Below are 13,455 nucleotides of genomic sequence, written 5' to 3' on the forward strand. Positions count from 1 at the left end.
CCCAGATACTGCCCACCCAAAGCCGCCGCCAGGGTGGTCCCCCCCAGGGAATGGCCAATCCAGTGGGGTATTTGCGCACTTTGCTCACGAACGAAGGCAGCAATCGCCGGCAGATCGTAACGCGCGTAGTCAGCCACCCGATTCTTGCGGTAATCGGCATTGCGTCGCGACAGACCGTGACCGCGCATCTCGGGAATCCACACATCAAAGCCCGCTCGGGCCAGATAGGCCCCGAGGCCAATGCCCTTGGGCGAGTACCAGAAACGCCGGTTGGAAAAACTGCCGTGAAGCAAGACCACAGGCACACCCCGGGCCTCGGGCTCATCGGCCAGCCCCAGGCGGGTCACCGCCAGCTCTACGGAGCTGTCCGGACTGTTGCCGGGTTTCAAGCGATAGACATCTTCGCTGAGGTCGCCTCGACGCTCGGCACTGATCAAGGCGACGGGAAATAGATTGCTGCTGCTTTGCATATTCTTCTTGCACAAAAAAGGGCGGCATCCAGAAGAAGCACGCCCTGCTTGAATCTTCAAGAGCCGGCCAGCCTCACGAGCGACCGGCTCTTCGTTCACCGATTACGCCGCGCCCTGGCCTTCAGCCAGGAAGAACCAGGTTTCCAGCACCGAGTCCGGGTTCAACGAAACGCTTTCAATGCCCTGCTCCATCAGCCACTTGGCCAGATCCGGATGGTCCGAAGGCCCCTGGCCGCAAATGCCGATGTACTTGCCAGCCTTGTTACAGGCGGCAATGGCATTGGCCAGCAGTTTCTTGACCGCAGGATTACGCTCGTCGAACAGGTGGGCGATGATCCCGGAGTCGCGGTCCAGGCCCAGGGTCAGCTGGGTCAGGTCGTTGGAACCGATGGAGAAACCATCGAAGTACTCGAGGAACTCGTCAGCCAGGATGGCGTTGGATGGCAGTTCGCACATCATGATCACGCGCAGGCCGTTTTCGCCACGCTTGAGGCCGTTTTCAGCCAGCAGATCAACCACTTGGCTGGCTTCGCCCAAGGTACGCACGAACGGCACCATGATTTCGACGTTGGTCAGGCCCATCTCGTTGCGCACGCGTTTCAGCGCGCGGCACTCGAGCTCGAAGCAGTCACGGAAGGATTCGCTGATGTAACGCGAAGCACCGCGGAAGCCCAGCATCGGGTTTTCTTCTTCCGGCTCGTAGAGCTTGCCGCCGATCAGGTTCGCGTACTCGTTGGACTTGAAGTCCGACAGACGCACGATGACCTTCTTCGGCGTGAACGCTGCCGCCAGGGTGCTGATACCCTCGACCAGCTTGTCGACATAGAAGTCCACCGGATCGTGGTAACCGGCGATGCGCTTGTCGACGCTGTCCTTGATCTCCTGCGGCAGCCCGGCGTAATTCAACAGCGCCTTGGGGTGCACGCCGATCATGCGGTTGATGATGAATTCCAGGCGAGCCAGGCCCACGCCGGCATTGGGCAGTTGGGCGAAGTCGAAGGCGCGATCCGGGTTACCGACGTTCATCATGATCTTGAACGGCAGCTCCGGCATGGCATCCACAGAGTTCTTCTTGATGTCGAAGCCCAGTTCGCCTTCGAAGATGAAACCGGTGTCGCCCTCGGCGCAGGAAACGGTCACGCCCTGGCCATCTTTCAGCAGCTCGGTGGCGTTGCCGCAACCGACCACCGCAGGAATACCCAGCTCGCGAGCGATGATCGCCGCGTGGCAGGTACGGCCGCCACGGTTGGTGACAATGGCGCTGGCGCGCTTCATCACCGGCTCCCAGTCCGGGTCGGTCATGTCGGAGACCAGCACGTCGCCCGGCTGGACCTTGTCCATCTCGGAAACGTCCTTGATGATCCGCACCTTGCCAGCGCCGATGCGCTGGCCGATGGCACGACCTTCCACCAGCACGGTGCCGGTTTCCTTGAGCAGGTAGCGCTCCATGACATTGGCCTGGGTGCGGCTCTTCACGGTTTCCGGACGGGCCTGGACGATGTACAGCTTGCCGTCGTCGCCGTCCTTGGCCCATTCGATGTCCATCGGGCACTGGTAGTGCTTCTCGATGATCATCGCCTGCTTGGCCAGCTCGCTGACTTCCGCATCGGTCAGGCAGAAACGCGCGCGATCGGCCGCGTCCACGTCGACGGTCTTCACCGAACGCCCGGCCTTGGCTTCATCGCCGTAAATCATCTTGATCGCCTTGCTGCCCAGGTTGCGGCGCAGAATGGCCGGACGACCGGCTGCAAGGGTGTTCTTGTGGACGTAGAACTCGTCCGGATTGACCGCACCCTGAACCACGGTTTCACCCAGGCCGTAGGCGCCGGTAATGAATACCACGTCACGGAAGCCCGACTCGGTGTCGAGGGTGAACATCACGCCGGCGGTGCCGGTTTCCGAACGGACCATGCGCTGCACACCCGCAGACAAGGCCACCAGCTTGTGGTCGAAACCCTGGTGCACGCGATAGGAAATGGCGCGATCGTTGAACAGAGAAGCAAACACTTCCTTGGCCGCGCGAATCACGTTATCCACGCCACGGATGTTGAGGAAGGTTTCCTGCTGGCCGGCGAAGGAGGCGTCCGGCAAGTCTTCAGCGGTAGCCGAGGAACGTACGGCTACGGCGATGTCCGGGTTGCCCGCCGACAAAGCGGCGAAAGCGGTGCGGATTTCGGTGTTCAGGCGCTCGGGAAACTCGGCTTCCATGATCCATTGACGGATCTGCGCGCCGGTCTTGGCCAGCGCATTCACGTCATCGACATCCAGCGCATCGAGGGCGGCATGGATCTGGTCGTTCAGACCGCTCAACTCAAGAAAATCACGATAAGCCTGAGCTGTCGTGGCGAAGCCACCAGGGACCGATACGCCCGCACCTGCGAGGTTGCTGATCATCTCGCCCAGGGATGCGTTCTTGCCCCCCACATGCTCAACATCGTGTTTGCCGAGCTTATCGAGGGAAACTACGTACTCTACCAAGGTGATCTCTCCACTAACTGTGTTGGAAAAGCTCAGAAGCCGGCTGCTCTTTGGAGCGTTTGCCCGCTATATGGCCTGGACCTGGAAAATAAGTGAGAATGCGGGCCATTCCCGGCCGACAAATCGCGCCTATCATATCCAAGAATCGTCACTAGCTTAAGGCCCAAGCCGCAAATGAAACGATCTGCTTTCTTTATCTCCGACGGTACCGGCATCACAGCGGAAACCCTCGGCCAGAGCCTGTTGGCGCAGTTCGAAAACGTTACCTTCAGCAAATTCACGCGGCCGTATATCGACAGCATGGAAAAAGCGCGGGCCATGGTACAACAAATCAATATAGCCGCCGAAAAAGACGGCTATCGGCCGATTATCTTCGACACCATCGTCAATCAGGACATTCGTGAGATCCTCGCCACCTCCAATGGTTTCATGATCGACATCTTCTCGACCTTCCTCGCTCCCCTGGAACAGGAACTCAGCGAGCACTCCTCCTACTCCGTCGGCAAGTCCCATTCCATTGGCCATAACTCCAACTACATGGAACGGATCGAGGCGGTGAACTTCGCCCTGGACAACGACGACGGTGCCCGCACTCACTATTACGACAAGGCCGACCTGATCCTGGTGGGCGTGTCGCGCTGCGGCAAGACCCCGACCTGCCTGTACATGGCCATGCAATTCGGCATCCGTGCGGCCAACTACCCGCTGACCGAAGAAGACATGGAGCGCCTGCAACTGCCCAACGCCCTGCGCGCCCACAAGCACAAGCTGTTCGGCCTGACCATCGACCCGGACCGGCTCACCGCGATCCGCAACGAGCGTAAGCCCAACAGTCGCTATTCCAGCTACGCCCAGTGCGAGTTCGAAGTGCGTGAAGTGGAAAATCTGTTCCGCCGCGAAAACATTCCCCACATCAACTCCACGCATTTCTCGGTGGAGGAGATCTCGGCCAAGATCCTCGTGGAAAAAGGCGTGGAGCGGCGCTTCAAGTAAGCATCGACGCCACTTCAGCCGATCCGATGTGGCAAGGACGCACCCTTGCCACATCCACACCGCCTTCAGCGTCTCACCACCCCGGCAATCCAGGCTCCTGGCTTAACGCCGCAGCCAGCGCAGCAAAGCCCTCAGTCAGTTTCCGATCATCGGCCGTGGTATTGCAGACACTGGCACGAATGAACTGTGGCACCCCTGCCTGGCCTACGGCAAAGGCCTCGGCCGTGGCCACCAGATAGTGCTGCTGCTTCAGATGCGCTTCGATCTCCGAGGCCCGCCAGGGCTCGGGAACCTGAATCCAGAAATGCGGGCATGCCTGCGGACTGCGCCATTCCAACCCTTGCAGCAAACCCGCCACCAGCCCCTTGCGGCGAGTGATCTCGGCCATTTGCTGCTGACGCAGGCGTTCGGCAATACCGTCGTCGATCCACCCGGCAGCCAGCTCCAGGACCAACGGCGTGGCCATCCAGCAGGTTGCCCGCAGCGCTGCGGCCAATCGTCCCACCAGTGGCGGCGGCCCGCACAGGAAACCGACCCGCAACCCAGCCGCCACAGCCTTGCTCAGGCTGCTGATCAACACCGTGCGCTCCGGGGCAAAATGCGCTAACGGCGCCGGGCGCCGATCCATCAGCACGGCATGGGTTTCGTCTTCAAGAATCAACAGATTGTGTCGCCGACAGACCTCGGCAATGGCCTCCCGCCGCGTCGGGGACTGCACCGCCGTGCTGGGATTCTGCAAGGTCGGCGTGCAATACAGGGCCGCCAGCCGGTGATGCCGGCACGCCTCCTCCAGCGCCTCGGGCAACAGCCCCTGCTCATCCATGGGCAACCCCAGCAGCTTGATCCCCAGCATCCGTGCAGTGCTGATCAGACCCGGATAGGTCAGGTGTTCGGTAGCCAGGGTATCCCCGGCCTTGAGCAGCGCCAGCAAGGCGACATGCAAGCCGTGCTGAGCCCCGTTGACGCAAATGACCTGCTGGGGATCAACCTGCAATCCCTCTTGGCTCAGCCAGCGGGCGCCGGCCTCGCGATAGCGCGCCAGCCCGGCTTCCGGACTGTAGCGAGCCACCTCCAGCAACCCCTGAGGATCGTCAGCCAAAGCCCGCAGACTCTGGGCGATGAAACGGCTCTCCGGCCCGGGGATATGGGTGTTGCGGCTCATGTCGAACAGCTCGGGCGACTCCGCACCCACATGACGAAAGCCGGTGTCGCGCTGACGCTGCAAACCGTCCTGACGTACGTACGTACCATCACCGACCCGCGCCACCACCTGCCCCAGGCGCTCCAGTTCGGCATAGGCACGGCTGATGGTGCCGATGGTCACGCCCAGTTGATCGGCCAGCAGCCGGTGGGGAGACAGTTTGCTACCGGGCGCCAGCAGGCCTTGCTCGATGCCCTGGTCCAGGGCCTCTGCCAGCCGCTTGTACTTGGGCCCCGAGCCCTCCTGCAACGCGGAACGCAACATTGACACCATGTCAATACTTACTTTGACAGCCATCATTTACCCCAATAACGTGCTTTACAGGTTCAATCACCGGAAATGACTCGCCAAATATAGGGGTCAATTGCCAATCACGAAAGGAATGTCAGTGTGAACACCCTCACGGCAGCACCTAACACGCCTGTGTCATCGCGCCAGTGGCTCGCCACGCTGGTGACCTGCACCCTGTTCCTGATTGTCTGCCTGAGCTGGGGCACCACCTGGCTGGGCATCAAGATTGCCGTGGAGAGCGTGCCGCCGCTGACCGCCGCCGGGCTGCGCTTTCTGATCGCCTTCCCGCTGTTCGCCTGCTTTGCCTGGCTGCGCCGCGAACCACTGATGTTTCCCAAAGGCAGCCGCGGTTTCTTGCTGTTCGTCACCCTGTGCTACTTCAGCCTGCCCTACACCTTGCTCAACTACGGCGAGGTCCACGTCTCCTCGGGCCTGACCGCGCTGCTGTTCAGCTGCATGCCGGTGTTCATCCTGATTTTTTCCGCCTTGCTGTTGCGCGAGAAGATTCATCTGGCACAACTGCTGGGCATCGCTGTCGGCTTCGCCAGCCTGTTCCAGATCATCCGCGGCCAGGGCCTGCTCAGCGATCACAACGAACTGTCGGGGGTACTGGCGATTCTCGGCGCGGCGCTGCTGCATGCACTGTGCTACGTGGTCACCAAGAAACACGGTAGCGCCATCAGTGTCATCACCTACAACACCTTGCCAATCGGCATCGCCGGTTTACTGCTGTGCCTGGCGGGGCTGGGGATTGAGCAACCGGACTTTGCCGCCATCAGCCCGCGTTCCTGGGGCGCCTTGCTGTATCTGGGGCTGGCCGCTTCGGTGGGCGGGTTCATTGTCTACTTCTTCCTGCTCAAGCGACTGAACCCGGTGATCCTGTCCTTCGTGTTCATCATTTTCCCGGTGTTCGCGGTGATCATCGGCGCCTGGTACGAAGGACAGAGCCTGTCCCGGGACTTGCTGCTGTACTCCGCCACCCTGCTCGGCGGCTTTGCCATCACCAAATTGCCATTGGATAAATGGCTGTCCAGAACACCTGCCCAAGACTAAAGGAACTCAGTAGCGGCGAGTTTGCTCACCAACCCCATCGGAACGCCGGGTCCGCCCGGCGAACCGGTGTCATCACTGACATTCATCGCGAGCAAGCTCGTCCCTACAAAGGGAGAAGGTTGCCTCAGATCACCAGCAGATCGACGAACCTATGCACCGGTGTTGCCTCCAGGCGTGCCGGGTCCTTGCACAGTTGGAAAATCTGCGTCGAACGCTGGGCGGTGAAGCGCGTGGCCAGGTTGGCCTTGAACTTGTCCTCCAGCAATGGAATGCCTTCGGCGCGGCGACGACGGTGACCGATGGGATATTCCACCGCCACCTGCTCGGTACTGGAGCCGTCCTTGAAGAACACCTGCACGGCATTGGCGATGGAGCGCTTGTCGGCCTCCAGGTATTCCCGGGTGTAACGCGGGTCTTCGACGATCTCCATCTTGCCCCGCAACTGATCGATGATCGGATGCGCAGCGTGAAAATCATCTTCATAGTGCTCGGCCACCAAGTTACCGAACGCCAGGGGCACGGCGGTCATGTATTGCAGGCAATGATCACGATCGGCGGCATTGGCCAAGGGGCCGACCTTGGAAATGATGCGGATCGCCGATTCATGGGTGGTGATGACGATCCGGTCGATCTCGGGCAAGCGATTGCGCACCAGGGGATGCAGAGTCACCGCCGCTTCACAGGCGGTCTGAGCGTGGAACTCCGCTGGGAAGCTGATCTTGAACAGTACGTTTTCCATCACGTAACTGGTGTACTTCTGCGGCAGGCTGAAACAGCGCTGCGCCTCGGGCTTCAACGCCAGGTCCTTGTTGGTGTGACTGAACAGCACGTCATAGAAGCCCCATTGCGGCGCCGTCAGGACACCGGGAATCCCCATCTCGCCACGCAGGGCGATGTCCGCCAGGCGCACCCCACGGCTTGAAGCATCGCCCGCCGCCCAGGATTTGCGCGAACCGGCATTGGGGGCATGACGATAGGTCCGCAACGCCTGGCCGTCGACAAAGGCATGGGACAGCGCCGCCAGCAACTGCTCGCGGTTGGCGCCCATCAACTTGGCGCAGACCGCTGTGGAGGCCACCTTTACCAACAGCACATGATCGAGACCGACCCGGTTGAAGGAGTTTTCCAGGGCCATCCCCCCCTGGATCTCATGGGCCATGACCATCGCTCGCAACACATCGCCCATGGTCAACGGCGCTTCACCATTGGCCACACGCTTTTGCGAGAGATGGTCGGCCACCGCGAGAATGCCGCCGAGGTTGTCCGAAGGATGCCCCCATTCGGCCGCGAGCCAGGTGTCGTTGTAATCCAGCCAACGCACGATGCAGCCGATGTCCCAGGCCGCCTTCACCGGGTCCAGACGATAGCTGGTGCCGGGAACCCGGGCACCGAAGGGCACCACCGTGCCTTCGACAATCGGTCCCAGGTGCTTGGTGCATTCAGGGAAACGCAGGGCCAGCAAGCCGCAGCCCAAGGTATCCATCAGGCAATTGCGGGCGGTATCGAGGGCTTCCCGGGAGTCGATGACGTAGTCCAGGACATAGTCGGCAATGTCCTGCAAAACCGGGTCGTAATCGGGACGGTTGTTCAGGTCAACGTTGGCGCTCATGAGTGCTTCACTCCTGTTGCAAGGTTGTGGGTGGCGGTGATTCCTCAGGTACAGGTCAATAACGGCATGGCAGGTCTGCGCCTGCTCAGCGATTCAATAACAACATCACGACTGGCGGTGGTGGCGAGGGAGCAAGCCCCACCGCCACGCCAGCGTGGCTCTGCTTAGAAACTGTCGCCAGGCACTCGCACCCAGCCTTCCATCAGCACTCGGGCGCTGCGGCTCATGATGGCCTTGACCACCGTCCAGTCAGCGCCGCTTTGAGTGGCTTCGGCGCCGACACGCAAGGTGCCCGAAGGGTGACCAAAACGCACCGCGCTGCGCGCACCGCCACCGGCCGCCAGATTGACCAGGGTCCCGGGAATTGCCGCCGCGGTGCCAATGGCCACCGCGGCGGTGCCCATCATCGCGTGATGCAGCTTGCCCATGGACATGGCCCGCACCAGCAGGTCGACGTCCCCGGCCTTGATCGCCTTGCCGCTGGAAGCCTGGTAATCCGCCGGCGGCGCCACAAAGGCCACTTTCGGCGTGTGCTGACGCTGGGCGGCTTGGTCCAGGTGCTGAATCAGGCCCATACGCAGGGCGCCGTGGGCGCGGATGGTCTCGAACATCGCCAGGGCCTTGGGGTCGCCATTGATGTCGCCCTGCAGTTCGGTGCCGCGATAACCGATGTCCGCCGCGTTGACGAAGATCGTCGGAATCCCGGCATTGATCAGAGTCGCCTTGAAGGTGCCGACACCGGGGACTTCCAAGTCGTCCACCAGGTTGCCAGTGGGGAACATCGAACCACCGGCGCCCTCTTCCTCGGCCGCCGGATCGAGGAATTCCAGCTGCACTTCGGCCGCCGGGAAGGTCACCCCATCCAGCTCGAAATCACCGGTTTCCTGAACCTCGCCATTGGTGATCGGCACGTGGGCGATGATGCTCTTGCCGATATTCGCTTGCCAGATGCGCACCACCGCCACGCCGTTCTGCGGAATGCGCGCCGGGTCCACCAGGCCGCTGCTGATGGCGAAGGAGCCCACCGCCGCCGAGAGGTTGCCGCAGTTGCCGCTCCAGTCGACGAAGGCCTTGTCGATGGCCACCTGGCCGAACAGGTAGTCGACGTCGTGATCGGCCTTGATGCTCTTGGACAGGATCACCGTCTTGCTGGTGCTGGAGGTGGCACCGCCCATGCCGTCGATCTGCTTGTCATAGGGATCGGGGCTGCCGATCACCCGCAGCAGCAGGGCATCGCGGGCCGCGCCCGGCAACTGCGCGGCCTCGGGCAGGTCCTGCAGGTTGAAGAACACACCCTTGCTGGTGCCGCCACGCATGTAGGTGGCGGGAATCTTGATCTGCGCTACAAATGCCATGAATTTCAGGTCCCGATAATGACCGGGGGCGGTGCCTTGCGACCCGCCCCCGGTACGTTGCTTAGCTGGCTACGGCCGATTCCAGGAAGTCCTGGGCGAAGCGTTGCAGCACCCCACCCGCCTCGTAGATCGACACCTCTTCGGCGGTGTCGAGGCGGCAGGTGACCGGCACCTCCAACCGCTCGCCGTTGCGGCGGTTGATCACCAGGGTCAACTGCGCCCGTGGCGTGCGTTCGCCGATCACGTCGTAGGTTTCGGTGCCGTCGATGCCCAGGGTCTTGCGGTCGGTGCCCGCCAGGAACTCCAGGGGCAGCACCCCCATGCCCACCAGGTTGGTGCGGTGGATGCGCTCGAAGCCTTCGGCGACGATCGCCTCCACACCCGCCAGGCGCACGCCCTTGGCCGCCCAGTCGCGGGACGAGCCCTGGCCATAGTCGGCGCCGGCAATGATGATCAGCGGCTGCTTGCGCTGCATGTAGGTTTCGATGGCTTCCCACATCCGCGTCACTTTGCCTTCCGGCTCGATGCGCGCCAGGGAACCCTGCTTGACCTTGCCGTTTTCCTCGACCATTTCGTTGAACAGTTTCGGGTTGGCAAAGGTCGCGCGCTGAGCGGTCAGGTGGTCGCCACGGTGGGTCGCGTAGGAGTTGAAGTCCTCTTCCGGCAGGCCCATTTTCGCCAGGTACTCACCCGCCGCGCTGTCGAGCATGATGGCGTTGGACGGCGACAGGTGGTCGGTGGTGATGTTGTCCGGCAGCACTGCCAGCGGGCGCATGCCCTTGAGGCTGCGCTCGCCGGCCAGGGCCCCTTCCCAATACGGCGGACGGCGAATGTAGGTGCTCTGCGGGCGCCAGTCGTACAGCGGCTCGACTTTCGGACCGGTGTCTTCGTGGATGGCGAACATCGGAATGTAGACCTTGCGGAACTGCTCCGGCTTCACCGCGGCCTTGACCACGGCGTCGATTTCTTCGTCGCTCGGCCAGATGTCCTTGAGGCGGATTTCCCGGCCGTTGGCGTCCAGGCCCAGCACGTCCTTCTCGATATCGAAGCGGATGGTGCCGGCAATCGCGTAGGCCACCACCAGCGGCGGCGAAGCCAGGAACGCCTGCTTGGCATAGGGGTGGATACGCCCGTCGAAGTTGCGGTTGCCCGACAGCACGGCGGTGGCGTACAGGTCGCGATCGATGATCTCTTTCTGGATCACCGGGTCCAGGGCGCCGGACATGCCGTTGCAAGTGGTGCAGGCAAAAGCCACCACGCCAAAGCCCAGCTGTTCCAGTTCATGGCCCAGGCCGGCTTCTTCCAGGTACATGGCCACGGTTTTCGAACCTGGAGCCAGGGACGACTTGACCCACGGCTTGCGGGTCAACCCCAGCTTGTTGGCGTTGCGCGCCAGCAGGCCGGCGGCGATCACGTTGCGCGGGTTGCTGGTGTTGGTGCAGCTGGTGATGGCGGCGATGATCACCGCGCCGTCGGGCATCTGCCCCGGCACTTCGGACCACTGCCCGGCAATGCCCTTGGCCGCCAGGTCGCGGGTGGCGACCCGGGCGTGGGGGTTGCTCGGCCCGGCCATGTTGCGCACCACCGACGACAGGTCGAACTGCAGGCCGCGCTCGTAACGCGCGCTCTTCAGGCTGTCGGCCCACAGGCCGGTGTGCTTGGCGTAGCTCTCCACCAGGCGCACTTGTTCGTCTTCACGACCGGTGAGCTTGAGGTAGTCGATGGTCTGCTGGTCGATGTAGAACATCGCTGCAGTGGCACCGTATTCCGGGGCCATGTTGGAGATGGTGGCGCGGTCGCCCAGGGTCAGGGCCGCGGCGCCTGCGCCGAAGAACTCCAGCCAGGCCCCCACCACTTTCTGTTTGCGCAGGAACTCGGTCAGCGCCAGCACCATGTCGGTGGCGGTGATCCCCGGTTGCAGCTTGCCGGTGAGCTCGACACCGATGATTTCCGGCAAGCGCATCCACGAAGCGCGACCGAGCATGACGTTCTCGGCTTCCAGGCCGCCGACGCCGATGGCGATCACACCCAGGGCATCCACGTGCGGGGTATGGCTGTCGGTGCCGACGCAGGTATCCGGGAAGGCCACGCCGTCGCGCACCTGGATCACCGGGGACATTTTCTCCAGGTTGATCTGGTGCATGATGCCGTTGCCCGGCGGGATCACGTCGACGTTCTTGAAGGCTTTCTTGGTCCAGTTGATGAAGTGGAAACGGTCTTCGTTGCGCCGGTCTTCGATGGCGCGGTTCTTGTCGAAGGCGTCCGGATCGAAGCCGCCGCACTCCACGGCCAGGGAGTGGTCGACGATCAACTGGGTCGGCACCACCGGGTTGACCAGCGCTGGATCACCGCCCTGGTCGGCGATGGCGTCGCGCAGGCCGGCCAGGTCCACCAACGCAGTCTGGCCAAGGATGTCATGGCACACCACGCGGGCTGGGAACCACGGGAAGTCCAGGTCGTCACGACGTTCGATCAACTGGCCCAGGGACGCCTTGAGGGTCGCCGGATCACAGCGACGCACCAGGTTCTCCGCCAGCACGCGGGAGGTATAGGGCAGGCTGTCGTAAGCGCCTGGCTGAAGCGCATCGACCGCCGCACGGGCGTCGAAGTAGTCCAGCTGGCTGCCGGGCAGCGTCTTGCGAAATTCAGTGTTCATGGTCAGGGGACTCGATCACGGTAGTTTCAAAGGGAGCGCCTGGCACCGTGTTGAATGGACTTCTATCCCTTGTCGGAGCGAGCTTGCTCGCGATGACTGAATCAGATCCGACATTGCTGTCGGCTGATCCATCGCTATCGCGAGCAAGGTCGCTCCTACAGGTTTGTGGTTCATTCAAGCCACAGTGCCGGCGCCCTCCCGGTCAGCGGCGTTCGATTGGCACGAACTTGCGCTGGTCAACGCCGATGTACTCGGCGCTTGGACGGATGATGCGGTTGTTGCCACGCTGTTCGAACACATGAGCAGCCCAGCCGGTCAGGCGCGAACACACGAAGATCGGCGTGAACAACTTGGTGGGAATGCCCATGAAGTGGTACGCCGAGGCGTGGTAGAAGTCGGCGTTGGGGAAGAGTTTCTTCTGCTCCCACATGGTCTTGTCGATGGCTTCGGATACCGGGAACAGCACCTTGTCGCCCACTTCGTCGGCGAGCTTCTTCGACCAGCCCTTGATCACCTCGTTGCGCGGGTCGTTGTCTTTGTAGATCGCGTGACCAAAGCCCATGATCTTGTCCTTGCGCTCCAGCATCCGCAGCAACTCGGCAGTCGCCTCCTCGGGGCTCTGGAAGCGCTCGATCAGCTCCATGGCTGCCTCGTTGGCACCACCGTGCAGCGGGCCGCGCAGCGAACCGATGGCTGCAGTAATGCACGAGTACAGGTCCGACAGGGTCGAGGCACAGACCCGGGCGGTGAAGGTGGAAGCGTTGAATTCGTGCTCGGCGTAAAGGATCAGCGAGACGTTCATCACCTTGACGTGCAAGTCGCTGGGCTTCTTGCCGTGCAGCAAGTGCAGGAAGTGGCCACCGATGGTCTGCTCGTCGCTGACACAGCTGATGCGCACGCCTTCGTGGCTGAAGCGGTACCAGTAGCACATGATCGCCGGGAAGGCCGCCAGCAGGCGGTCGGTGACGTCATGCTGTTGGGAGAAGTCCTTCTCCGGCTCGATGTTGCCGAGGAACGAGCAACCGGTGCGCATCACGTCCATCGGATGGGCCTGGGCCGGAATCCGCTCCAGCACTTCCTTGAGCGCCTGAGGCAGGTCCCGCAGCTTGCTCAGCTTGGCGCTGTAGGCGGCCAAATGTTCCTGGGTCGGCAGATCGCCGTACAACAGCAGGTAGGCCACTTCCTCGAACTGCGCATCGGCCGCCAGTTCGCGCACGTCATAGCCGCGATAGGTCAACCCGGCACCGGCCTGGCCCACGGTGGACAGCGCGGTTTGCCCGGCCACCTGGCCGCGCAGACCTGCGCCACTCAATACTTTTGCTTCGGCCATTGCTCTCTCCAATCTTGAA

The 13,455-nt window shown here is 62.3% G+C and carries 9 protein-coding genes; 2 read left to right on the top strand and 7 right to left on the bottom strand.

The features are described 5' to 3' along the window. Both J5M73_RS11620 and ppsA read right to left on the bottom strand, forming a co-directional pair. On the bottom strand, positions 1-470 hold a 470-nt coding region (locus J5M73_RS11620; protein WP_207815715.1), incomplete at its 3' end, for an alpha/beta fold hydrolase. Between the two features lie 102 nt (positions 471-572). Then, the gene (gene ppsA, locus J5M73_RS11625; RefSeq protein WP_102863850.1) at positions 573-2,948 is read right to left on the bottom strand and encodes a phosphoenolpyruvate synthase; all 2,376 of its coding nucleotides are present in this window, start codon (positions 2,946-2,948) and stop codon (positions 573-575) included. 174 nt (positions 2,949-3,122) lie between these two features. Here ppsA and J5M73_RS11630 point away from each other — a divergent pair, with 174 nt between their 5' ends. Continuing rightward, on the top strand, positions 3,123-3,941 hold the full coding sequence (locus J5M73_RS11630) for a pyruvate, water dikinase regulatory protein (RefSeq protein ID WP_102863851.1): 819 nt from the start codon (positions 3,123-3,125) through the stop codon (positions 3,939-3,941). A 73-nt stretch (positions 3,942-4,014) separates the two neighbouring features. Here J5M73_RS11630 and J5M73_RS11635 read toward each other — a convergent pair whose 3' ends face one another. After that, entirely contained in the window at positions 4,015-5,439 is a 1,425-nt protein-coding gene (locus tag J5M73_RS11635; protein ID WP_102864104.1) for a PLP-dependent aminotransferase family protein, read from the bottom strand. Between the two features lie 93 nt (positions 5,440-5,532). Here J5M73_RS11635 and J5M73_RS11640 point away from each other — a divergent pair, with 93 nt between their 5' ends. Then, positions 5,533-6,486, top strand: coding sequence for a DMT family transporter (locus J5M73_RS11640; protein WP_102863852.1), 954 nt, complete (start codon positions 5,533-5,535; stop codon positions 6,484-6,486). A 124-nt stretch (positions 6,487-6,610) separates the two neighbouring features. On the opposite strand, the gene prpD is transcribed toward J5M73_RS11640, so the two are convergent. From prpD to prpC, 4 genes are all read right to left on the bottom strand, one after another. Continuing rightward, positions 6,611-8,095, bottom strand: coding sequence for a 2-methylcitrate dehydratase (gene prpD / locus J5M73_RS11645; RefSeq protein WP_102863853.1), 1,485 nt, complete (start codon positions 8,093-8,095; stop codon positions 6,611-6,613). 164 nt (positions 8,096-8,259) lie between these two features. Further along, complete coding sequence (gene prpF / locus J5M73_RS11650) at positions 8,260-9,450, bottom strand: 2-methylaconitate cis-trans isomerase PrpF (protein WP_102863854.1); 1,191 nt, start codon at positions 9,448-9,450, stop codon at positions 8,260-8,262. Positions 9,451-9,511: 61 nt separating this feature from the next. Then, positions 9,512-12,106, bottom strand: a complete 2,595-nt coding sequence (acnD, locus tag J5M73_RS11655) for a Fe/S-dependent 2-methylisocitrate dehydratase AcnD (protein ID WP_102863855.1) — start codon at positions 12,104-12,106, stop codon at positions 9,512-9,514. Positions 12,107-12,308: 202 nt separating this feature from the next. Next, positions 12,309-13,436: a 2-methylcitrate synthase gene (prpC, locus tag J5M73_RS11660; protein WP_207815717.1), complete on the bottom strand. Its 1,128-nt coding sequence runs from the start codon at positions 13,434-13,436 to the stop codon at positions 12,309-12,311. Positions 13,437-13,455: the final 19 nt, after the last annotated feature.

It is taken from the genome of Pseudomonas sp. 50_B (assembly GCF_017491625.1).
In the GTDB taxonomy this organism is placed as follows: Bacteria; Pseudomonadota; Gammaproteobacteria; order Pseudomonadales; family Pseudomonadaceae; genus Aquipseudomonas; species Aquipseudomonas danubii.

Bases quoted from the DNA above. Each gene is read 5' to 3' on its own strand.
- J5M73_RS11630 (WP_102863851.1), top strand. From the start codon at position 3,123: ATGAAACGATCTGCTTTCTTTATCTCCGACGGTACCGGCATCACAGCG.
- J5M73_RS11635 (WP_102864104.1), bottom strand. From the start codon at position 5,439: ATGGCTGTCAAAGTAAGTATTGACATGGTGTCAATGTTGCGTTCCGCG.
- prpD (WP_102863853.1), bottom strand. From the start codon at position 8,095: ATGAGCGCCAACGTTGACCTGAACAACCGTCCCGATTACGACCCGGTT.
- prpF (WP_102863854.1), bottom strand. From the start codon at position 9,450: ATGGCATTTGTAGCGCAGATCAAGATTCCCGCCACCTACATGCGTGGC.
- acnD (WP_102863855.1), bottom strand. From the start codon at position 12,106: ATGAACACTGAATTTCGCAAGACGCTGCCCGGCAGCCAGCTGGACTAC.
- prpC (WP_207815717.1), bottom strand. From the start codon at position 13,436: ATGGCCGAAGCAAAAGTATTGAGTGGCGCAGGTCTGCGCGGCCAGGTG.